The 20,756-nt window shown below is 40.3% G+C and carries 20 protein-coding genes; 14 read left to right on the top strand and 6 right to left on the bottom strand.

Annotated elements, in window-relative coordinates:
- Positions 1-241: 241 nt before the first annotated feature.
- Positions 242-601 carry a M24 family metallopeptidase gene (locus ACEW8O_RS24435; protein WP_373497248.1) on the bottom strand — a complete coding sequence of 120 codons (360 nt, stop codon included), beginning with the start codon at positions 599-601 and terminating at the stop codon, positions 242-244.
- Positions 594-1,664: an aminopeptidase P N-terminal domain-containing protein gene (locus ACEW8O_RS24430; protein ID WP_373497247.1), complete on the bottom strand. Its 1,071-nt coding sequence runs from the start codon at positions 1,662-1,664 to the stop codon at positions 594-596. Before ACEW8O_RS24430 ends, ACEW8O_RS24435 begins: the two co-directional genes overlap by 8 nt.
- 170 nt (positions 1,665-1,834) lie before the next feature.
- Between ACEW8O_RS24430 and pafA the strand changes: the two genes are divergently transcribed.
- Positions 1,835-3,481: an alkaline phosphatase PafA gene (gene pafA / locus ACEW8O_RS24425; RefSeq protein WP_373497246.1), complete on the top strand. Its 1,647-nt coding sequence runs from the start codon at positions 1,835-1,837 to the stop codon at positions 3,479-3,481.
- A 58-nt stretch (positions 3,482-3,539) separates the two neighbouring features.
- Entirely contained in the window at positions 3,540-3,788 is a 249-nt protein-coding gene (locus ACEW8O_RS24420) for a type II toxin-antitoxin system Phd/YefM family antitoxin (RefSeq protein ID WP_373497245.1), read from the top strand.
- 108 nt (positions 3,789-3,896) lie between these two features.
- On the opposite strand, the gene ACEW8O_RS24415 is transcribed toward ACEW8O_RS24420, so the two are convergent.
- Positions 3,897-5,060: a homogentisate 1,2-dioxygenase gene (locus ACEW8O_RS24415; protein WP_373497244.1), complete on the bottom strand. Its 1,164-nt coding sequence runs from the start codon at positions 5,058-5,060 to the stop codon at positions 3,897-3,899.
- 69 nt (positions 5,061-5,129) lie between these two features.
- The gene (locus ACEW8O_RS24410) at positions 5,130-5,327 is read right to left on the bottom strand and encodes a CsbD family protein (protein ID WP_373497243.1); all 198 of its coding nucleotides are present in this window, start codon (positions 5,325-5,327) and stop codon (positions 5,130-5,132) included.
- An 85-nt stretch (positions 5,328-5,412) separates the two neighbouring features.
- Between ACEW8O_RS24410 and ACEW8O_RS24405 the strand changes: the two genes are divergently transcribed.
- The 12 genes from ACEW8O_RS24405 to ACEW8O_RS24350 all read left to right on the top strand — a co-directional run bounded on the left by ACEW8O_RS24405 (position 5,413) and on the right by ACEW8O_RS24350 (position 19,035).
- Positions 5,413-6,201 carry a family 16 glycosylhydrolase gene (locus tag ACEW8O_RS24405; RefSeq protein WP_373497242.1) on the top strand — a complete coding sequence of 263 codons (789 nt, stop codon included), beginning with the start codon at positions 5,413-5,415 and terminating at the stop codon, positions 6,199-6,201.
- Between the two features lie 100 nt (positions 6,202-6,301).
- Positions 6,302-8,440: a DNA helicase RecQ gene (gene recQ, locus ACEW8O_RS24400; RefSeq protein ID WP_373497241.1), complete on the top strand. Its 2,139-nt coding sequence runs from the start codon at positions 6,302-6,304 to the stop codon at positions 8,438-8,440.
- Between the two features lie 103 nt (positions 8,441-8,543).
- Positions 8,544-9,401, top strand: coding sequence for a geranylgeranylglycerol-phosphate geranylgeranyltransferase (locus ACEW8O_RS24395; RefSeq protein ID WP_373497240.1), 858 nt, complete (start codon positions 8,544-8,546; stop codon positions 9,399-9,401).
- A gap of 558 nt (positions 9,402-9,959) precedes the next feature.
- Positions 9,960-11,171 (top strand): VWA domain-containing protein, encoded by a 1,212-nt coding sequence (locus ACEW8O_RS24390; protein WP_373497239.1) that lies wholly within the window; start codon positions 9,960-9,962, stop codon positions 11,169-11,171.
- 433 nt (positions 11,172-11,604) lie between these two features.
- Positions 11,605-11,859, top strand: a complete 255-nt coding sequence (locus tag ACEW8O_RS24385) for a type II toxin-antitoxin system Phd/YefM family antitoxin (protein WP_373497238.1) — start codon at positions 11,605-11,607, stop codon at positions 11,857-11,859.
- 163 nt (positions 11,860-12,022) lie between these two features.
- Complete coding sequence (gene purN, locus ACEW8O_RS24380) at positions 12,023-12,580, top strand: phosphoribosylglycinamide formyltransferase (RefSeq protein WP_373497237.1); 558 nt, start codon at positions 12,023-12,025, stop codon at positions 12,578-12,580.
- Between the two features lie 107 nt (positions 12,581-12,687).
- On the top strand, positions 12,688-14,214 hold the full coding sequence (purH, locus tag ACEW8O_RS24375) for a bifunctional phosphoribosylaminoimidazolecarboxamide formyltransferase/IMP cyclohydrolase (protein ID WP_373497236.1): 1,527 nt from the start codon (positions 12,688-12,690) through the stop codon (positions 14,212-14,214).
- A 453-nt stretch (positions 14,215-14,667) separates the two neighbouring features.
- Positions 14,668-14,931, top strand: a complete 264-nt coding sequence (locus tag ACEW8O_RS24370) for a hypothetical protein (protein WP_373497235.1) — start codon at positions 14,668-14,670, stop codon at positions 14,929-14,931.
- Complete coding sequence (locus ACEW8O_RS24365; protein ID WP_373497234.1) at positions 14,921-15,139, top strand: type II toxin-antitoxin system HicB family antitoxin; 219 nt, start codon at positions 14,921-14,923, stop codon at positions 15,137-15,139. The genes ACEW8O_RS24370 and ACEW8O_RS24365 overlap by 11 nt, the downstream gene beginning before the upstream one ends.
- A gap of 378 nt (positions 15,140-15,517) precedes the next feature.
- Positions 15,518-17,011, top strand: a complete 1,494-nt coding sequence (cysS, locus tag ACEW8O_RS24360; RefSeq protein ID WP_373497233.1) for a cysteine--tRNA ligase — start codon at positions 15,518-15,520, stop codon at positions 17,009-17,011.
- On the top strand, positions 17,001-17,981 hold the full coding sequence (locus ACEW8O_RS24355) for a M28 family peptidase (RefSeq protein ID WP_373497232.1): 981 nt from the start codon (positions 17,001-17,003) through the stop codon (positions 17,979-17,981). Before cysS ends, ACEW8O_RS24355 begins: the two co-directional genes overlap by 11 nt.
- A gap of 25 nt (positions 17,982-18,006) precedes the next feature.
- Positions 18,007-19,035, top strand: coding sequence for a LacI family DNA-binding transcriptional regulator (locus ACEW8O_RS24350; RefSeq protein WP_373497231.1), 1,029 nt, complete (start codon positions 18,007-18,009; stop codon positions 19,033-19,035).
- On the opposite strand, the gene ACEW8O_RS24345 is transcribed toward ACEW8O_RS24350, so the two are convergent.
- The gene (locus ACEW8O_RS24345) at positions 19,032-20,048 is read right to left on the bottom strand and encodes a LacI family DNA-binding transcriptional regulator (RefSeq protein WP_373497230.1); all 1,017 of its coding nucleotides are present in this window, start codon (positions 20,046-20,048) and stop codon (positions 19,032-19,034) included. The two genes, ACEW8O_RS24350 and ACEW8O_RS24345, sit on opposite strands and share 4 nt — an antisense overlap.
- Before the next feature lie 43 nt (positions 20,049-20,091).
- The coding region (locus ACEW8O_RS24340; RefSeq protein ID WP_373497229.1) for a sulfatase-like hydrolase/transferase at positions 20,092-20,756 on the bottom strand (665 nt) is incomplete at its 5' end.

Here is a 20,756-nt window from a genome sequence, read left to right as displayed (position 1 = left end):
GACGAAGTAAGCCGCCTTTTTCAACTAAAAAAACAGATACAAATATGAACAAAAGGAAGAAAGATCCCAAGGGGGATCTACGATTTATTGCAAAAACACCTCACCAACAGGGTCTTACGTCCTTAAACTGACGGCTATGGTCTGCCGACAGGCAGGGGTCATCCGACATTGGGCATATTTAAACTCCGTTGACACCTAACTGACAAGAATGGCGGAACCATAAAAATTCAACTACCATTCTTCAATCCGACCCATCCAAAGACATTCCCAATTTCTGAAGAATCCCTTCTTCTTTCATGATACTTTCGATGTCCTCCACTGTCTTGGGTACAAAAGCACTCAGGTTTTTGTGGCCGTCCTCGGTGATCAGGATATTGTCCTCTATCCTCACTCCGATTTTCCACCATTTGGGATCTGTATTGCTGCCTTCGGGAATATAGATTCCAGGTTCCACGGTCAGTACCATTCCGGGTTCAAGTTTGCCGTAACCACCTCTATCATGTACATCCAATCCCAAATGATGCCCGATACCATGTGGAAAATAAGGATGTCTTTCTCCTGGCTTCACCAGTCCCAATTCAATCAGCCCCTCGTCAATCACTTTCCTTGCTGCCTCCCCCTACTTTCTGGTAATCAGAACCGGGATAGCACGCTTCAATTCCTGCTTCCAATGCTCTCAAAACGATTTCATAAATGGCTTTTTCTTCAGGGGAAAATACCCCTTTCACAGGGACTGTCCGCGTGATGTCTCCCGAATACCCTTTGTACTCCGCGCCCACATCCATCAAAACCAACCCATCTTGGAGATTTTCGACGTTATTTTCAACATAATGCAGTATGGTTGAATTATTACCTGAACCAACGATGGAGCCGTAGCCCGCATCTTCGGCACCCATGGCTTTGTGTACAAACTCATGTACTCCCTGAATTGCCCTTTCCGATACTCCGGGCTGAATGGACTTAAATGATTCTATATGCCCTTTGCCCGAAATCATAACTGCCTTTTCCAAGACTACCATTTCCTCCGGCGTCTTCACCACTCTCAGTTTCCCCATAATCTGATTCAAAGCTGTATTGGAAGGAACTTCTTTGGACAGACTTATCCCCTTCAATTTCACGATCATTTCATTCAGAGGCGCATTGTGGCTTCCCCCCTCAATCGTCCCCATATCAAATGACAGCAAAGGTCCCAAACTGCTCCAATCAATATTCGGGGATTTCATAAATTCCGAATTGACATAAGCATGTTTAAAACCAAGTTTATCTTTCACTCCTTCCACCCCTAATCTTACACCGTCCCATTGTTCCTTTCTTGGGTCTCGGGGCTGTACGTAAATGATCCCACTTACCATTTTCCCCTCAATCGTCTGTGGATTTTTGAAAATGATCAATGCTGCATTGGGTTCCCTGAATCCTGTGAGGTAATAAAAGTCAGAATTGGGACGATAGGTGAATTCCGTATCATTGGATCTGTTCTTGACAGGATTATTGAAAATAACGGCAACACCATTTTCCGGTAAAAGCTCACGGAAAGCCTGTCTCCTTCCTTGATGGAAAGTTGCATCCAGTCCATCTTCAAAATAGGATTGGGCCTGAATGTCCACAGATATCCCAAACAGGATGATGAAAGTAAAAAGGAAATATTTCTGAAAACCTGATTTCATAGCTGTTTTTGTTTGAAATTGAAATATACATCCACTTTTCAAAACTCAATTGCCAATCATCAATTTTTAATCCTTATCCCTCTATTGGATTGGTCATTTAACACAATGTTAATAAGGTATCCGAGGATGAATCCCTATATTTGCCGCATTCCAAACAGTCCATAGACATAATGAAAAGATTGATACTTTCCTTCTTGGTGACCTTTATGGTTTTACCTGCCTTTTCCCAACAGACCACACCAAATCCCAAAAAACCAAAAATAGTAGTAGGCATCGTCATCGATCAGATGAGACAGGAGTATTTCTACAAGTTCCAGGACAGATATACGGAGGGTGGATTTAAGAGGCTTTTGGATCAGGGCTTTGTCATGAAAAACGGACATTATAATTATATCCCCACCTTCACGGGTCCCGGTCATGCATCAATTTATACAGGTGCAACACCTTCCACCCATGGAATCATTTCCAACAATTGGTTTGTCAGAAATCTGAACAGAATGATTTATTGCGCTGAAGACAGTACCGTCAATGCTGTTGGGGGTTCTGAACCAAATGGCAAAATCTCCCCAAGAAATATGCTGAGTACCACAATTTCTGATGAATTGAGATTCTCCTCAAACAAAAGATCAAGGACCGTGGCTATTGCCATCAAAGACCGTGGGGCTTCCTTACCTGCCGGGCATACAGGAGACGCATATTGGTTTGACAGCAATACAGGTGATTTTATGACCTCCACGTATTATTATGATTCTTTACCAGGTTGGGTTAAGTCCTTCAATGAAAAAAAACTTGCCCAAAATTACCTTTCCCAAAAGTGGGAAACCCTTTTTCCGGTAGAATCTTATGTTCAGAGTATTGCAGATGACAATGAATTCGAAGGCCCTTTTATCGGTATGGAAAAAACGGTCTTCCCCTATGACCTTACTGCTTTAATGGAAAACAATGATAATTTTGGATTGATTTCTGTCACTCCTTTCGGTAACTCATTGACCATGGATATGGCTTATGCAGCCATTGAAGGGGAGAAATTGGGGAAAGGAAAAGACACAGATCTTTTGGCAGTCAGTTTTTCCTCGCCTGATTATATCGGTCATCGGTTTGGCCCTACTTCTGTTGAGTTGGAAGACAGTTACCTGAGATTGGACCGGGACCTTGAAAAATTTTTCAATTACCTGGACAAGGAATATGGTAAAGATGAGTACCTGATTTTTGTGACCGCTGATCATGCAGTGGCAGATATTGTGGAATATATGCAAAGCGAAAATGTTCCTGCAGGTAATTTCAACACACGATTTGTGTTGACCCAACTCAGGGGATTTTGTGTTGTCAACTACGGTGAAGGAAATTGGATTTCCAGTTTGTCGAATGAACAGGTTTATCTTAACCAAGACTTGATAAAAGAAAAGGGATTGGATCCCGAAAAGATCCAAAGAGATCTTGCCGAGTTTTTACTTTCATCTCGATTTGAAGGGATCAAGGAGGTGTATACCGCTTCGGATATGCGCAGAATGGATTATCTGACAGGCAGAAAACATCTATTACAAATGGGCTATAACCACAAAGCTTCGGGTGAATTGCTCCTGATTTTGGAACCTGCTTGGTTGAGCAATTCTTACAGAGGAACCACTCATGGCACAGGCTATACCTATGATACCCATGTTCCGATTGTATTTATGGGTTGGGGAATCAAACCCGGACAAAGTTCCCGGTATGTAACGGTGACCGACATTGCCCCCACCCTTTCCATGCTCTTGAATATCCGTTTACCAAACGGGGCTACCGGGCAGCCTATTTTGGAGATTGTGGATGGAAGTTGAAATCATAACCTTTTTCCTAAATTCGTGTACTTAATATAGTACACAATAAAAAAAAATCATGATAGTAATTAATTCAAGGGAATTTCGGGAGAACCAGAAAAAGTATTTCGACCTGGTAGATCAAAATGAAATGGTGGTCATCAAAAGAAAAAACAAATCATACGAACTGACACCCGAAATCAAAAATGAGAGATTTTTCGATGATCCCCGTATTCAAGAAAGAATATCAAAAAGCCTTCAATCCCTTAAAGAAGGCAAAGGAATAAAACTTACTGACCAAGAGCAGGAAGAATTGTTTGGTTTATGAAATATCACATTATTTATTCTCCCGAAGCTATAGAAAATAATCCTACAACCTTCCAAGCAGTTAATTACTTGGAAGTTTGTAGCCTGTTTTTTGGAAATTCCCTAACAGCTATTCAGTCCAGGACATGGGATAAGCTGGATCTACAAAATCCAATCCTTGAGTCGTTACAAACAAAGGCTTGAAAGTATCCAACATCACAGCCAATTCCTCTGTGGATTTTGCTCCGATGGATTTTTCTACCGTTCCAGGATGTGGCCCATGCGGTAATCCTCCTACGTGCATAGTAAATGAACCCCTATCAATCCCTTTTCTGCTCATAAACTCTCCTTCTGCATAATACAGTATTTCATCTGAATCGATATTGCTGTGGTTGTATGGTGCAGGAATCGACAAAGGATGATAATCAAATAATCTTGGTACAAATGAACATATTACAAATCCCCAAGCCTGAAAAGTCTGATGGACCGGTGGCGGCTGATGGATTCTACCGGTAATCGGTTCAAAATCATGAATGGACATGGCATAGGGATACAGGTATCCGTCCCAACCTACGATATCAAGCGGTGAATGTCCATAAGTATAAGGATGCAACATCCCACCTTTTTTGATTTGAATGAGATAATCCCCTTTCTCAGCTTCCACTTTCAATTCTCCCGGTGGCCGGATGTCCCTTTCACAATATGGAGAATGTTCCAATAGCTGCCCCACCTCATTACGGTATCTTTTCACTGTCTCGATTGGACCATGGGACTCTATCACCAATAATCTCAAAGGGCCCTCTTCTTTCCATTCAAACCTGTAGATGGTGGTTCTGGGAATGACTATGTAATCTCCCTGTCTTACTTCCAGTTTTCCAAATTGAGAATACATTACTCCTTCTCCATCATGCACATAAATCAGTTCATCCCCATCGGCATTTTTGAAATAGTAATCCATTTTTCTTTCCTCGGGCGAACAGATACCCATCATGACATCACTGTTCATCATGAGCATCTTTCTGGCACTGAGGTAATCTTTCCCTGTGGTTTCCACACCTGCTGTCTTCAAATGTGTTTGCTTCAAGCCATAGTCTTTGGCTGGCTCCCAAGAATAGGGAACAGAATCACCAATAGATTTGACATTGTTTGGGTTATGGATATGGTATAATATGGAATAGATTCCAGAGAAACCTTTGGAACTTACCAATTCTTCTTTGTACAGGCTTCCATCAGGCTGCCTAAACTGTGTATGTCTTTTGTGAGGGATGCTTCCGAGTCTGCAATAATATGCCATGGGTATTTAGGTTTATTCTTATATAACAAAAATAATAAAAAAAGCGGCTCTTGCCGCTTTCTATTATTTTTACGCTTCCTCTTTTTCGAAGAGCATTTGACTCAACTCTTCTTTGGCTGCTCCTGTTTTTTTCTGAAGCTTACCAAGCAACTGATCTTCCTGCCCTTCGGCATAAGCCAGATCATCGTCTGTGAGTTCTCCGTATTTTTCCTTTAATTTACCTTTGAGCTGGTTCCAGTTTCCTTTTAATTTTAGGTCATTTGACATAACAAAATTGGTTTATAGTTTAAAATAAAATTCAGTATAAATATTACAAATACCGTTCCAAAGTATGTTATTTACAATTAAAATTATGAAAAGTATAATATTTCCGCTAATATATATCTCTCTTCTTGTCAGTTGTCAGGAAAAAACCAATGACAAGCTGATTTGGGCAGATGAATTTGAATACGATGGTCTTCCTGACTCCGATAAATGGACTTATGATGTCGGAGACCATGGCTGGGGCAACAATGAATTACAATTCTATACCAAAGAAAAAACGGAGAATGTCAGGGTTGAAAATGGCCGGTTGATCATAGAAGCCCATCAGGACAGTAGTTTTACCAAAGGATTTTCCTCTGCAAAATTACTTACCAAAGGCAATGCCTCTTGGCAATATGGTTACATTGAAATCAAGGCCAAGCTTCCAAAAGGTATTGGAACCTGGCCTGCCATCTGGATGATGCCCGAAGAAAGCAAATATGGGGGATGGCCAAAATCCGGGGAAATAGACATCATGGAACACGTCGGATTTGACCAAGGTAAAATTCACGGAACTGTCCATACTGAGGCATTTAACCATAGGAAAAGCACCCAAAAAGGCGCGCAGATTCAAGTTCCGACCTGTTCGGAAGAGTTTCATATCTATGCCATTGATTGGCTGGAAGACAGAATTGATTTTTATCTGGATGGAGAACAGTACCATACTTTTGAGAATACAGGGAATGGTTTTGAAGAATGGCCTTTTGACCACCCTTTTTACCTGATCTTGAATATTGCGGTAGGCGGAGATTGGGGTGGCGCCAAAGGTGTAGATCCTGATATCTGGCCCCAAAGAATGGAAGTGGATTATGTCAGAGTTTACAGCGAAAAACCATGAACAGGAAATTAACCGTTTAATTTTCTTCTTGATTTTTATACAAAAGACTGTTTTCGTAAATTAGTTCTGTCAACTTTTGTAGCATTAAATTCCCTACTTTATGTCCCCTACCGCCACGCTTTCAGCCAACGAAATCCTTCAACAATATTTTGGATATAGTGATTTTAGAGGAAACCAACAGGCCATCATCCAATCTGTCCTCGACAAAAACGATACAATAGTCCTCATGCCCACAGGTGGTGGGAAGTCTGTATGCTATCAGGTTCCTGCCATGGTCCTGGAAGGTTTGACAGTGGTGATTTCTCCTTTGATTTCCTTGATGAAAGATCAGGTGGATGCATTGAACAGCAACGGCATCCCTGCTGCATTTCTTAATTCATCTCAGGGAATCAGCGAACAAAGGCATATTTCTTCTGAGATAAAAGTCGGAAAAATCAAGCTGTTGTACATTGCCCCGGAGCGGCTTTTCAGGGGCGCTTATCCATTGGTCGATTTTCTAAAGTCCATCAACCTATCACTCATTGCAGTGGATGAAGCACATTGTATTTCACAATGGGGGCATGATTTCCGTCCGGAGTATCTCAAAGTAGGGGATTTGAGAAAAGAGCTTTCTGACATACCTTTCATTGCCCTCACGGCCACAGCGGATAAACTCACCCGTCAGGACATTGCCGAAAAGCTATTTTTAAAGTCTCCAAAGTGGTTTGTTTCTTCATTTGACAGAAGCAATATTACCTACCGGGTCACAGCCAAAAGGCAGGCCATGGAAAAACTTTTGGAATTTTTGGATTTTCATCAAAAGGATTCAGGAATCATCTACTGCCTTTCCCGAAAAAATGTAGAAGAAACTGCACTCAAATTACAGGAAGCAGGTCTTTCTGCCCTGCCCTACCATGCGGGACTGTCTAGAGAAGATCGGGAGAAAAACCAAGAGCTCTTTATCAAAGACGAAGTGAAAATTATGGTGGCCACCATTGCATTTGGCATGGGCATAGACAAATCCAACGTTCGCTATGTGGTACACATGAATATGCCGCAGAATATTGAGGGCTATTATCAGGAAACCGGCAGGGCAGGCAGGGACGGACTTCCCAGTGATGCGTTGCTATTTTACAGTATCGGTGATGCCATTACTTTGGGCAGAATGCTGGAGCAATCCGAAAACCACGAGTTTTCTGAGATTATGCAGCGGAAGCTGGACAAAATGAAGGACTTCTGTCAAAGCAGGATTTGCAGAAGAAAATATCTTCTCAATTATTTTGGCGAATGCCATGAGGGAAATTGTGGGAATTGTGACATCTGTTTTCAAAAAGGCAATCTCCAGGATATGACCATTCCATCCCAAATGTTGCTTTCTACCATAGCTCGATTGGGAGAAAGTTTTGGACTGGGATATGTGATTTTGGTTTTGCGGGGATCCAAATCTTCCAAAGTCCAGGATTCCCATCAGACGCTTTCTGTATATGGAATAGGAAAAGACAGACCGGAAGATTTTTGGAAAAGACTTGGGGACAAACTCCTTCAGGAAGACTACCTCGCAGAGGCCGGATCTCAATTCCCTACACTTAAGTTGACAACCTTTGCTTGGGAAAAACTGAAATCAAAAGGAAAGATACTGTTGCCCATGGAGGAGGTATCACTACCGACCTCTGCTACCAAAGCAACACACAATGAAGCCTTGTTGGATGAATTGAAGAGAATACGATTTCAGATCGCCCAAAAACAAAACGTACCACCTTACGTGGTTTTTGCGGACAGCAGCTTGGTCGAAATGGCAACTTATTTCCCCATTGACGATGCTTCTTTTCTAACCATCTCCGGAGTCGGCAGGGTCAAAGCCAACAGCTATGGCGAAGATTTTATGAATGTGATCAGGGAATTTGTCAAAGAAAATAACATTGAGCCAATTCAAAAAAGGAATTATTCGAAACCAAAATCGACCAAGGACAATCAATCCGAAAACCTTACTTACAAACTTTTTCAGGAAGGAAAAAACATCTATCAGATCGCGCAGGAGAGAAATATGAGCCCCAATACAGTAGAAGAACATCTGAGTAATCTGGTCCGAAAAGGAGTTGTCGATCCTGAAGTTTTTCTTTCCAAAGATGATGTGCTCAATATCAGATTAGCTTATAGAAGGCAGGATTCAAATTTCCTGAAACCCCTGAAAGAACATTTTGGTGAGCGCTATTCCTATTTCCAATTGAAAGTCGCTTTGGCAGAAGAAAGGGAAGGCTGAGAAGGGAATCTGAAATGATTTTTGAAAATGACATGTGATGATTCAATTAATTGAACTGATGTCAGGCATTTTGTCGTAATATTGATCTACGAATTTCAAACCTATGCCAAAATCCTTTTCTATATGGAGTGTCCTGAAAATCAGTAGGCCTGTCAACCTTGTGATTGTGGCATTTGCCCAATTGATGACAGCCTATTTTTTGGTGGAAACTTCCAGACAAGGTCTTCCTGTACTACAGGACATCAACCTGTATTTCATCATTCTTTCTACAGTCATCATTGCTGCGGCAGGTTACATGATCAATGATTACTATGATGTCAAGATTGATTATGTCAATAAACCCGATGAGGTTATTATTGGAAAGGGCATGAAAAGGCGGGTGGTATTATTCTTTCATACTTTCTTGAATATTTCGGGAATTGCAATTGGTTGGTTGGCAAGCCCAAGGATCGCTGTCATCAATTTTGTTACAGCCTTTTTATTGTGGTGGTACAGTAACTCACTGAAAAGACTACCATTTATAGGAAACTTTACAGTGGCACTATTAACAGGACTTTCCATTTGGGTAATCGGGTACTATTATCAAAAATCAGAACTATTGGTCCTTACCTATGCCATTTTTGCTTTTTTCCTTAACCTTATAAGGGAAATCATCAAAGACATTGAAGACCGGCAGGGAGACCGAAAGCATGGTTGCAGGACATTGCCCATCGTCATCGGGTTCCGGAACACCAAAAGGGTTATCTTTTTGATTGCCATTTGTTTTGTCTGTGCCATTTTGGTGGTCACTTTCAAAATCAACAACCTCCATCTGTTTATTTACTTTGGCGGACTGAGCATTTTGTTTTTTGTATTCATGTACAAAATCTATGTCGCTGACCGGAAGGTTCATTTTTCCCAACTGAGCATTCTCTCCAAGTTATTGATGCTGACAGGGATTATCAGCATGGGGTTTTTGTAAAGGTTGTTTGGTTGACCTATGTTATCCGAAAGCTAAAGGAATCCATTACTAAGGAAAATTACTCTCAATTACTTTCTTTATTGTTTTGAACTCAGATCATTTTTTATAAACATTTGTTTTGAACTCAAAACAATTTTCATCAATCAAATCAGGAACTCAGGAGGAGAAATCCACCTTGCCGAAAAGGGAGATTTCCTGGTCAACGGAAAATATGTTTTTGAGGTAGGCGGTAAAAACAAAGGGTTTGATCAAATCAAAGACCTGCCCAATAGCTATTTGGCTTTGGATGAAATCGAGACAGGCTTTGGGAAAAAGATTCCGCTATGGTTGTTTGGGTTTTTATATTGACCCTATTTGCATGAGCATTGAAGAAGAGTTAGCCAATATCTGCTGGACTTAACGGGTTCCTACAGCATCAATTTTTCCGCATTCTGCTTACGAATAATATTAAGTGGAGATTGCATATTCTAATTTTCCTGAAAATTATTTCATGTAGAGCTGGGACATCCTAGATTGAATTTTCGTCCCAAGTATATAACCAAACAATCAAATTTTCTTATGAAAAACCTCTACTCAGGAAGTTATGTACTTCTGCTTTTCCTTATCAGTTTTCTTTTTTCCTGCGAATCGGACATGATGGATATGGGTGATGCTACATATGACGGGAGTGGTGAATATGCCAGTTTACATGGAGGAGCAAAAAACTCTTCCGGTGGCGAAGGGTCCGGGGGCAACAACAATATCCAACCCGGACAGATAACTGCCGGCGAATGGAAAGATTTGTATCATTGGTCTTTCTGGCAATCTGTATTGGCGAAGCAGGATTATTCCAAAATGTCCGATTACTGGGGATTCGATCTCAACCAAAGGTATTCTGTGGAATTGAAGGACGGTTCTGGAAATCCCCATCAAGACGTACCAATAACTTTAAAATTAAATGGTCAAGCAATATGGACAACCAAAACAGACAATAAAGGCAAAGCTGAATTATGGGGACATAGTGCAGGTAGCCCCTCCCAGAGAACCGAAAATACCTCCTTGACCATTGATGTTGACAACGGATTACTTATCCATTCCAATGTCTTGTCTTATGAACAGGGTATTAATAAAATAAGCTATAACCTTCAGACACCTGTTTTCCTAAAAGCCGAAATCGCTTTTGTGGTGGATGCCACAGGATCTATGGGTGATGAAATCGAGTACCTCAAAGTCGAGTTGAAAGATGTGCTGCAAAAAGTCAAAAACAACCAACCACAATTTCAATTGATTACCAGTTCGGTCTTTTACAGAGATGTAGGTGATGACTATGTGACACGGGTTTCTCCTTTTACATCCGATGTCAGCAAAACCATTAATTTCATCAAAAATCAAAAGGCAGAAGGAGGGGGAGATTTCCCTGAGGCAGTTCATACCGCATTGGAAAAAGCCATGTCTGATCTCCAATGGTCTTCCAAAGCAAAAACCCGATTATTGTTTTTGGTATTGGATGCGCCACCGCACCATAGACCTGATGTACTTCTAAGTCTTCAAAAATCAATCAAAACAGCCGCATCCAAAGGAATAAAGATCATTCCTGTTACAGCCAGTGGCATTGATAAGGAAACAGAATTCCTGATGCGCTTTTTTGCTATCAGCACCAATGGAACTTATGTCTTCATCACCAACCACAGTGGAATCGGAAATGATCATTTGGAACCAACCGTTGGTGATTATGAGGTGGAATTTTTGAATGACCTGATGGTAAGGTTGATTAATGAAAGTTTGGATTGATCTACCTTATCAATTTAGAGAAGAAATTACCTTTTGATGGGCTTCAACAATATTAGTCAAAGAAGAATAGTGCCCTCTACGTATAAATGGCACTAGAAACAAAAATGTTCTCAATAATAATTAGATAAAATCTTATCCGACATCTTTTGGCATAGTTGAGGAGATAATAATAATGGCTTTGATTGTCGTCCCTTTAGGGACAAAATATGGGTAAAACTTGATTATATAAATTAGCACCAAGTGCCTTTAGGTACGGAATATATATTGTACCTAAAGGCACAAAACTTACTACCATCCATTTTTCTACCAACATGATGTCCCTAAAGGGACTTGACAAATTTCAAGGAAGTTGAATTTTCCGATTCATCAATAGAGACTATAGTAGTATTCTTGATCTTGAATAAGTATTTTTAAACGTTCTTAAAAATCCAAAATGATCACTGTAACCAATACAGAATTCCGAAATAACATGAAGGAATTATTGGATCAGGTAGTGGCAAACAAAGAAGGCCTGATCCTCAAAAGGGGGGCAGGAAAAGGTGTTGTTATTATTTCTTTGGAGGAATACAATTCAATTATGGAAACCATGCATTTGTTGGGTTCTAAATCCAATGCCAAAAGATTGTTTGAAACTATAGACCAACTCAGTAAAGGAAAAATCTCCACAAAAACTTTGATAAAGGATTAAAATGGGAAATCCTCCCGTTTTCTGAAGTTTGTAACTTCGGACTTTTGAGTGCTGGGTTCTAAACTCAATTGTTTGGATCATGATTAACTCCAACTCATTGGATCTTAACCTTGGATGATAGTATCCCACTACCTATTTTTGAGACCAAATAATTTACCACAATTTGAAAAACATAGCCATCCTTGCCTCAGGCAGCGGAACCAACGCTGAGGAAATCATAAAATACTTCCAAAATTCCTCCAAAGGAAAAGTGGTTTTGGTAGCTTCGAACAAAAAAGAAGCCTTTGTTCTGGAAAGGGCAAAAAAGTTTCATGTTCCCTCTTTCACTTTTAATAAAGAGGCACTTGAAAGCGGGGAACTTGTTCAGAGGCTGAAAGATGACAAAGTTGATTTCGTGGTATTGGCAGGTTTTCTCCTTAAAATCCCCGATAATCTGATCAAAGCATTTCCTGACAGGATTATCAATATCCATCCGGCTTTATTGCCCAAATATGGAGGCAAAGGCATGTACGGCGCAAAGGTGCATGAGGCTGTAAAGGAAGCAGGGGATCAAGAATCGGGAATTACCATCCACCTTGTCAACGAAAATTATGACGAAGGAAAAATCATTTTTCAAGCTGGAGTGCCAATCAGTCCCAAAGATTCACCTGATACAATTGCCCAAAAAGTCCATCATTTGGAATACAAATACTTCCCAAATGTGATTGAAAGTCTACTATAATCCATTGGTTTTCCTACCTTTGCGACTTGCAAAAAAATCCATCTACTATATACACCCTGGAAAGCATTGAGACCTTTGTGTCTTTGTGCTTTTGTGGCTAATTTATCATGGCAAACAAAAAAATACAATCCGCCCTAATCTCTGTCTATTACAAGGACAATCTTGAACCTATCATTGCACAACTCAAAGCCCAAAGGGTAAAAATCTACTCCACAGGTGGCACCCAAAAATTCATCGAAGAACAAGGTGCCGAGGTAATTCCTGTTGAAGAACTGACAGGCTATCCTTCCATCTTTGGCGGAAGAGTCAAAACCCTCCATCCAAAAATCTTTGGCGGAATCCTTCACAGAAGAGAAAATGATTCTGATGTTTCCCAAGCGGTTGAGTTTGATATCCCTGCGATTGACTTGGTGATTGTGGATTTGTATCCTTTTGAAGAAACGGTTGCCTCAGGAGCTTCTGAAGCGGATATCATAGAAAAAATCGACATCGGAGGAATTTCCCTGATACGTGCTGCCGCTAAAAACTTCAAGGATGTGGTCATTGTTGCTTCCAAAGCACAATATGGTGAACTGGAGGAAAAACTGAAAGATCAGGATGGAGCTACCACTTTGGAAGACAGAAGATACTTTGCTGCCCAGGCATTTCAGGTGTCCTCTAACTACGACACCCATATTTTCAATTACTTTAATCAAACCGAAAATATTCCCGCACTAAAAATCTCCGAATCCAAAGCAAAAGCTTTGAGATATGGAGAAAACCCACACCAAGCTGCCCATTTTTATGGTGATCTTGAAGCATTGTTCATCCAATTGAACGGTAAAGAATTGTCTTATAATAATTTGGTGGATGTGGATGCAGCAGTGGCTTTGATAGCTGAATTTAAAGGAGAAACTGCTTTTGCCATTCTCAAACATACCAACGCCTGTGGGGTGGCCATTGCTGATTCAGTCAAAGAAGCTTATCAAAAAGCATTTGCTGCTGATACTACTTCAGCTTTTGGCGGTGTTCTGATCACCAACCAAAATGTGGATCTGACCGCAGCCAAAGAAATGAACAGTTTGTTTTTCGAGGTACTGATTGCACCATCATTTGATGATGAAGCCTTGACATTGCTCAAAGGCAAGAAAAACAGGATTCTTTTACAACAAAAAATCCAAATCGAAGGCACGAAGCAGGTTAAAACCTTGCTGAACGGTATCATCGAACAGGACAAGGACTTGCAGACAGAAACCAAGGAAGACTTTAAAACAGTAACCAAAGTCGCCCCAACCGAAGAGGAGAAAAGCGCATTGGTCTTTGCCGCTAAAGTCTGTAAGCACACTAAGTCCAATACTATCGTCCTGAGCAACAGCAATCAGCTATTTACCTCAGGGGTTGGTCAGACTTCCAGGGTGGATGCTTTGAGGCAAGCCATCGAAAAGGCAAAATCTTTTGGTTTTGATTTGAATGGTGCGGTGATGGCTTCGGATGCATTTTTCCCTTTCCCCGACTGTGTGGAAATCGCCCATGAAGCCGGCATTTCCGCAGTTGTTCAGCCCGGAGGTTCCATCAAGGACAAGTACTCCATAGATTTCTGTGATGCTCATGGGATGAGTATGGTGATGACGGGGGTGAGGCATTTTAAGCATTGATTTTTAGATGTGAGATTTGAGATTTGAGATTTGAGATACTAGAATAAAGAATCAAAAAGGGTTTTCCGTGTCACTTCGAGTTTCAAACATTTTGTAAATGTTCAGGATAGGTAATGACATCAAGTTGCCCGTCATCCCGAGGTACGAGGGATCTCAAGAGGTTCTATTAATGTTTATTTTACATTTTCTGATCCTCGTGAGATGCTTCCTAACGTCAGCATGACGGCTGCTCCGATTTATGACATTATGGTACGACAGGAGAAGTCTAGAAGCGAGACGAGACGTTATTTTGACCATAGGGCGCGCCGCGGCGTACCCTAAGGTCTTCTTTTTTTATTACCACATAGAACATAGAGAGCACATAGCTTTTGATCAAATGGCGGTCTAAATACTATTAGAAAACCAATACGCAGAATTTTTGTGTTATAAAAAATTCTTTTGGTATTTTTGAAAATGGGGAAAAATGAAAAACTTTTGGCTACAATCCTAAGTGGAAGATCAGATCAAAATATCAGTTTTTCGGAGTTACGGAAAATTTTAAGTCTTCTTAGTTTTAAGGAGAGAATAAAAGGAAGTCACCATATTTACCATAAAGACTCAATTGAAGAAATTATTAATATTCAGGAAAAAGAAGGAAAAGCTAAACCTTATCAAGTCAAACAGGTAAGAAATATTATTATAAAATATAAACTTAATCTTAAAAAAAATGAAGACTAACCCTAGATATGAAATAATTATTTATTGGAGTGAAGATGATCAAGCATTTATAGCGGAAGCCCCCGAATTGGCAGGATGTGTTGCAGACGGGATATCCTATGCCGAAGCATTGGCAAATATTGAAGTAGTCATTGCTGAATGGATTGAAACTGCAGTTCAATTGGGTAGAGATATTCCAAATCCTAAAGGGCGTTTGATGTTTGCTTAATACAACCCTGTTGTCTAAAAAATGTGGTTATTTTTAATTAATTTTTCAGACTATAAAACTGCCACATCAATAGACAAGTGGGCCAAAAAGGGTTCCGATGACCATGATATTACCAAAGTAGTATCATGAATTTCCGATTTTGCACTTCCTCCATATCAAGCGGCAGATGAGTAGCTAAATTTTTTGAAGACCCATTTAAAAACAGTGTCTGACTATATATTTAAAAACCCTCTAAGGAAATTCATTTTTAGACATACAAATAAAGAATACCTTTATTTACTCATTCCAATAAACTATTTTGCAGGTTCAAATTTATTTTACTTGGTACTTAGTACATCTTGTCCTCCGTGGCGGATAGTACATTGTACATTAAAAATCATGAAACAAAATACCCTCAAAATATACAACACCCTTTCCCGCAAGAAAGAGGTTTTTGAACCACTAAGTCCCCCACATATAGGCTTGTATGTCTGCGGACCGACTGTATATGGTGATGCCCATTTGGGACATTCCAGACCTGCAGTTACTTTTGATACAGTCAATAGGTATTTGACCCATATGGGGTATAAAGTACGTTATGTTCGGAACATCACTGATGTAGGGCACTTACAGGGAGATGCAGATGAGGGAGAAGATAAAATCGCCAAAAAAGCCAAATTGGAACAACTTGAACCAATGGAAGTGGCACAGCAATATACTGATAGTTACCATAGGGATATGGAAGCACTCAATACCTGGAAGCCCAGTATAGAACCCCGGGCGACCGGTCATATCCCTGAACAAATCGCACTGGTGCAAGGAATTCTTGATGAAGGATTGGGCTATGTAGTCAACGGTTCTGTGTATTTCGATGTACTCAAATACAATGAAAAGTATCAATATGGCAAGCTTTCCGGGAGGATATTGGAGGAGTTGATAAGCGGAAGCAGGGCTTTGGATGGACAGGGAGAGAAAAGAAACCCTGTGGATTTTGCTCTGTGGAAAAATGCTTCTTCGGAACATTTAATGAAATGGGAATCTCCATGGGGAGTTGGTTTTCCAGGTTGGCATTTGGAATGTACAGCAATGAGTTCCAAATACCTTGGAAAACAATTTGATATCCACGGCGGCGGTATGGACCTGATGTTTCCGCATCACGAATGCGAAATTGCCCAAGGTAATGCCTGCAACCATCAAGATCCTGTCAAATACTGGATGCACAACAACATGATCACCATCAACGGGCAAAAGATGGGCAAATCACTGGGAAACTTCATTACACTTCAGGAATTGTTCTCAGGGAACCATCAACTATTGGAACAGGCCTATAGCCCTATGACAATTCGTTACTTTATACTGACAGCCCATTACAGATCAACCTTGGATTTTTCCAATGATGCCCTTATAGCCGCGCAGAAAGGGTACAAAAAGATCATTAACGGTTTGCGTATTGCCAAAAATCTGCAATTCAATTCTGATAAAAATGACTGGTTAGACGAAAACCAGATAAATCAAGTGGAACAAAGCATTTCCAGCGCTTACAGAGCAATGGACGATGATTTCAATACCGCACAGGCAATAGGACATATTTTCAACATCCTGAAAAAAATCAATTCGGTCTATACCGGTCAGTTGCATTCTTCCATTTTTGGAAAGGAAATTTTCGATAAAATGATCAGTACCTATGTGGTTTTCGTAGATGAAATCCTCGGGCTAAAGGAAGAAAAGTCAGATAATCAACAGGGATTATTGGATGTGCTCCTCAAGATTTACACAGAGGCCAAAACTGCTAAAAATTACGATAAAGTGGATGAAATCAGGTTGGACTTAAAAGAATTGGGATTTGTGGTCAAAGACATGAAAGACAAAATTGATTGGGCATATGAGGAATAGACATGTTTTGCTTTTCTTATTGCTATTATTTGTTTGGTCCTGTGGTAGTGACAAAACCACTGATACTGTTCAGGAGCAGATCACTTATAAACCTGTTCCGGAGTTTTCGGCTGATTCAGCCTACAACTATATCCAAAAACAAGTTGATTTTGGCCCGAGGGTTCCCAATACAGATGGTCACCGAAAAACCAAAGAATGGCTGATCAAAAAGTTGGATGAATTTGGATTGGAAGTGCAAACGCAGGAATTTCAGGCCAAAACCTATGACAACAAACTTTGGGACCTGACCAATATCATCGCTTCCTATAATCCCTCTGCAAAGAAAAGAGTGATATTGGCCGCCCATTGGGATACCCGAAGGGTAGCGGACAAGGATACAGAACGAATAGATGAACCGATAGATGGTGCCAATGACGGAGGTTCAGGTGTTGCGGTACTGATGGAAATTGCCCGGGTAATCCAAGAATCGGAGTTAAAGCCTGAGATTGGAATAGATTTCATTTTATTTGACGGAGAGGATGACGGTGAACCTGAACATGCCAATACGAGGGACAATTCCCAAATTTGGTGGTGTCTTGGTTCGCAACATTGGTCCAAAACACCACATGAAAAGGGATATTCTGCTTATTATGGGATTTTAGTTGATCTTGTGGGTGCCAAAGGAGCTAGGTTTTACAGAGAGGGTTATTCTATGCGCTATGGCAAAAACATTGTCAATAAAGTGTGGAATTTTGCTTCAGAATTGGGATATTCAGACTTCTTTATCATGAGGGATGCTCCTGAAATCATCGATGACCATGTTTTTGTCAATCGTGATGCCGGGATTCCAATGATCAATATTGTGGAATTTTCCCCGGATTATGGCTTTGGCCATTATCACCATACACATTCCGATAATATAGAAATCATTGATAAAAGAAGCTTACGTGCAGTAGGGCAGACAGTATTGTTTACCCTGTATCAGGAATAAAATTTTCCCAATAACCCAAGAGATCATGAAGAAAGGCCATCAGGTAACGATGAAAGAAATTGCCAAGAAATTGGGAGTATCGGTATCTACCGTTTCCCGGGCATTGAAGGACTCACCCGAGCTTCATCCGGATACCAAGCTGCGTATCGTGGAAATGGCAAAAAGCATGAACTATCAATACAACCTGCTTGCGCAAAGCCTTAGAATTTCGAAGAGTAAGGTTTTGGGAGTGATTGTTCCTGAATTGACCTCTCATTTTTTTTCAAGCAATATCAGTGGCATTCAGGACACTGCCTATAAAAGAGGCTATAATATCATGATATGCCAGTCCAATGAATCTTATGAACAGGAAAAAGCCAATGTCAGAACACTTGTGTCAAGTCAGGTCGATGGGCTTTTGATTTCCCTGAGCAGGGAAACAAAAACCTACGAACATATTCAGGAGCTTTATGACAGGGAAATACCTTTTATCATGTTTGACAGGGTCACAGAAGAAATCCCGGTTTCAAAGGTGACTGTAGATGATGCTCACGGAGCCTATATGGTTGTACAGCATCTTTTGGAACAGGGCTGCAAAAACATCGCTTATTTCTCAGGCCCCGAAGACCTTTACATCAGTAAAAAAAGAAAAGAAGGTTACCTTGAAGCTTTAGCCGAATATGGTATTTCCGAAGAAGAAAGCAGGGTATATGTTACCGACCTTACCCAGGAAATGAACAGGCAAGTAACCTTGGATATGTTGGGAAGCGAGGATATCCCCGATGCAATTTTTGCGATGATTGATCCTCTTGCAGTAGATGTCATGATGGTATTGAAAGAGAAAGGAATCAAAATACCGGAACAGATTGCTTTGGCCGGATTTACCAATAATCCCACCTCGGCTGTGGTAGACCCTTCACTGACGACTGTTTCCCAACCGGGTTATGAAATGGGACAATTGGCCGCCAACCATTTATTGGACCAATTGGATGAAATAGTATCTGATGATCCCCAATCATTTGTCCTTCTTACTACTTTGGTAGAAAGAAACTCCACGAAGAAAAAACAGAATTAACTGCTTTCCCTTACTATTAGATTTGGTTTGATTACTTCTGTTTTAAAAATAAACTCATCTTCTTCTTCAGAATTGATTTCTTTTAAGATCAATATTGCTGCCAATTGACCTATTTCAAAAGATGGTTGGGCCATGGTGGTAATGGAAGGGCTGACATATTTGGTGATATCATCATTGCCAAATCCAGCTATGGCCAAATCTTCCGGTATTTTAATTCCCATTTCTTTTGAAGCAGCTAAAACACCTAACGCCAGAATATCCGCAAAACAAAATACTGCATCCGGTCTTTTTCCGGAATGCCAAAGATTTTTAAACGCATTGCTTGAAATGTCTGCATCAAAATCAGAAATCTCAATAACCAAATCTTGATCAAATGGAATTTTATTCTCTAGCAAAGCACTTTGGTAACCTCGGAATCTTTCCATGCAAACTGTCAGGGACAATGGGCCACCGATATAAGCAATTCTATTTTTTCCTCTTTCAATCAAATGATTGACAATACATTTAGCACCAAAGAAATCATCTGTGATCACTTTTGAAAGTTGGAGCGAATCGCAAACCCGTTCAAAAAGTAAAACCGGGATACCCCTATCCACAATATGGTCGATGTGGGCAAAATCTTGGGTTTCTTTGGAAAATGCAATCAGAATCCCATCTACCATACTATTGGCAAGAATTTCTACAATTTCAACCTCTTTTTGGTAAGACTCTGCTGACTGAAAAATCATAACCTTGTACCCTTTTTTATAAGCCACACTTTCAATTCCGGAAATTGAGTTGGACCAAAATTGTCGGTTGATGGTTGGCACCACCACTCCGATAATGTTAGATCTTTTGCTGCTAAGGCTGCTGGCCAGAAGGTTAGGGTGGTAGTCCATTTCCTTGGCCATTTTGAGCACGGCCAATTTGGTTTCTTTCTTTATCTCACTGGAATTTCTCAAAGCCCTTGAAACCGTGGCCACAGAAACATTGAGCTTTTCTGCAATATCTTTGATGGTGATTGGCTTTTTCAAAAGAACTTAAGGTTAATATTTCGATTTTTTTACAATTTGGTTATCAATTTATTTTGACCCTTCGGTCAACGAAAAAATCACTTCCCCAATTTTCCCGAAGCTTTTTACTTAATTCTTTTACCGTTTCCTGATATTCCGGTATTTCGGACAAATTGTTTAATTCCAATGGATCTATGGAATGGTCAAATAACATTCTTGCTTTAGCATCATTATTTTTGTCTATCCATTCAGTATAGAAATAATTGTCCTTAACCAAAGTAATCCCATCAAACCATTTTGAAATAGCAAAATCTTTTTTTACCTCATCACCTCTAATTAGAGGTACAAAACTTTCTCCGTCGGCATGTTCGGGTATTGGAATGCCTGCCAGTTCGCATAGGCTTGGAAATATATCTATAAGCTCGGTAATGGAACTTGTCCTCTGTCCCGAAGTTTGGCCGGGAACTTTCACCAATAGCGGAACATGAAGGGACGTCGCAAAATTACAATGTTTGCACCATAATTGATGATTACCCAGATTCCAGCCATGGTCGCCCCACAAAACCACAATGGTATTTTTATCCAGTTCTTGCTCTTTTAATGCCTCTAATACTTTGCCAATCTGTGCATCTACATAACTTACACTGGCGTAATAACCATGTATTAATTTTTTGGCCATTTCATCAGAAACAGGTCCATTTTTAGGAATACCGGAATAACTTCTTAATT

Origin of the sequence: Aquiflexum sp., from assembly GCF_041749095.1 — a bacterium.
Classification (GTDB): Bacteria; Bacteroidota; Bacteroidia; order Cytophagales; family Cyclobacteriaceae; genus Aquiflexum.
Note: the sequence above shows the minus strand (reverse complement) of the source record. Positions and strands in the feature narration are given on the sequence as shown.

Excerpts from the sequence above, each read along its gene's own strand:
- ACEW8O_RS24415 (WP_373497244.1), bottom strand. The coding sequence starts at position 5,060 with ATGGCATATTATTGCAGACTCGGAAGCATCCCTCACAAAAGACATACA.
- ACEW8O_RS24390 (WP_373497239.1), top strand. The coding sequence starts at position 9,960 with ATGAAAAACCTCTACTCAGGAAGTTATGTACTTCTGCTTTTCCTTATC.
- pafA (WP_373497246.1), top strand. The coding sequence starts at position 1,835 with ATGAAAAGATTGATACTTTCCTTCTTGGTGACCTTTATGGTTTTACCT.
- ACEW8O_RS24410 (WP_373497243.1), bottom strand. The coding sequence starts at position 5,327 with ATGTCAAATGACCTAAAATTAAAAGGAAACTGGAACCAGCTCAAAGGT.
- ACEW8O_RS24350 (WP_373497231.1), top strand. The coding sequence starts at position 18,007 with ATGAAGAAAGGCCATCAGGTAACGATGAAAGAAATTGCCAAGAAATTG.
- recQ (WP_373497241.1), top strand. The coding sequence starts at position 6,302 with ATGTCCCCTACCGCCACGCTTTCAGCCAACGAAATCCTTCAACAATAT.
- ACEW8O_RS24370 (WP_373497235.1), top strand. The coding sequence starts at position 14,668 with ATGGGGAAAAATGAAAAACTTTTGGCTACAATCCTAAGTGGAAGATCA.
- ACEW8O_RS24395 (WP_373497240.1), top strand. The coding sequence starts at position 8,544 with ATGCCAAAATCCTTTTCTATATGGAGTGTCCTGAAAATCAGTAGGCCT.
- ACEW8O_RS24365 (WP_373497234.1), top strand. The coding sequence starts at position 14,921 with ATGAAGACTAACCCTAGATATGAAATAATTATTTATTGGAGTGAAGAT.
- ACEW8O_RS24420 (WP_373497245.1), top strand. The coding sequence starts at position 3,540 with ATGATAGTAATTAATTCAAGGGAATTTCGGGAGAACCAGAAAAAGTAT.
- ACEW8O_RS24430 (WP_373497247.1), bottom strand. The coding sequence starts at position 1,664 with ATGAAATCAGGTTTTCAGAAATATTTCCTTTTTACTTTCATCATCCTG.
- purH (WP_373497236.1), top strand. The coding sequence starts at position 12,688 with ATGGCAAACAAAAAAATACAATCCGCCCTAATCTCTGTCTATTACAAG.
- cysS (WP_373497233.1), top strand. The coding sequence starts at position 15,518 with ATGAAACAAAATACCCTCAAAATATACAACACCCTTTCCCGCAAGAAA.
- ACEW8O_RS24405 (WP_373497242.1), top strand. The coding sequence starts at position 5,413 with ATGAAAAGTATAATATTTCCGCTAATATATATCTCTCTTCTTGTCAGT.
- ACEW8O_RS24385 (WP_373497238.1), top strand. The coding sequence starts at position 11,605 with ATGATCACTGTAACCAATACAGAATTCCGAAATAACATGAAGGAATTA.
- ACEW8O_RS24355 (WP_373497232.1), top strand. The coding sequence starts at position 17,001 with ATGAGGAATAGACATGTTTTGCTTTTCTTATTGCTATTATTTGTTTGG.